This window comes from Micromonospora sp. NPDC005161 (genome assembly GCF_053599855.1).
In genome coordinates this window covers 1-1,063 of sequence record NZ_JBSFYQ010000135.1, presented here as the reverse complement: position 1 = coordinate 1,063, position 1,063 = coordinate 1, and the positions used below count along the sequence as shown (strand labels likewise).

1 protein-coding gene is annotated in these 1,063 nt (G+C 69.2%); it reads right to left on the bottom strand.

The window, feature by feature from the left end; translation table 11 throughout:
- Nucleotides 1-278: 278 nt before the first annotated feature.
- On the bottom strand, nt 279-428 hold the full coding sequence (locus ACWD5O_RS37205; RefSeq protein WP_450088181.1) for a hypothetical protein: 150 nt from the start codon (nt 426-428) through the stop codon (nt 279-281).
- Nucleotides 429-1,063 lie beyond the last annotated feature (635 nt).

Sequence of the window (1,063 nt, the reverse complement as noted above, 5' to 3'; positions counted from 1 at the left end):
GGGCTCCGTTCCAGCGGCCCCCGGGTGAGGGGGTGCTGGTGCGGTCGCGGGGTCTGCAACGACCGGCTACCCGCGGGCATTCCAACCCGGGCCCGGCCGCCATCCCAACCCTGCGGGGCGGGGTGCCGGACCGGTGGTGCTGCGATCGTCAGGGTGTGTAACGACCCCCGGCCCGCCACGATTCCACCCCACGAGTGCACCCGCTCACAGGCCAGAGTCACCCGATACAGGACATTCGACGCGGGGAGACCCATCCTCGCGCGCCCAGCTCGGCTGGCTCAGGGGTTGATCGACTCGGTATCACCGATATCGGGCCATCCGGCCGCCCGGGACACCGCGACATCGCTGAAAATCGCCGACGTCCTCGAAATCGCCGGCAACACCGACAGGGTTGACATCGCTGACATGGCTGACATCGAGTCGATCACCGCGAACGAGGATGAAGCGAACCCCGGGGCGAGGTGGTCAACGAGCGGTATACCTCAGAGGCATAGTTATGCCTCACAGGTATATCGCTCACAACAGCGACCACCCCCGCGGGGCCACGCCCGAGGCAGAACCGAACGGGGGCGGCGAGCACAAGCGGGATACGGCCCAGCCCAGGGAAGTGCTCACGACGACGCCCACAGGATCCGGCTCGCCGCCGCAGCCTCGCGGCGCCCGCAGCCTCACGCGTCGATCGTGGAGTTGTGGTGCCTCACAAACCGGACGGCTGAGGATATGTCACCCACTGCGACTCATGATCGGCGAGGCGGACGCACCGTCGCACCCGGAACAAGGCCCGGACGACGAGCGACCGCCGGGATGGGACTCACCGCACTGGCCAGAGGGATCGGGACGAATAGCGATGGCCGGCGGGACGCGGATTGCCCGACCTACCCCCAAGGGACAGGAACCGACCGCCCACCCGGGATGGGCTCGCCGAATCGCACAGAGACCGGAACGAACCGACCAACCCGCCGGACGGCGCTTGCCCGAAGCCGCGCACGGGTCCGAACGGGCGGTGCACCACCGACGGGGGTGGGGCCCGCCGTGCCCGGCGCAGGGATCAAGCCTGACCGCC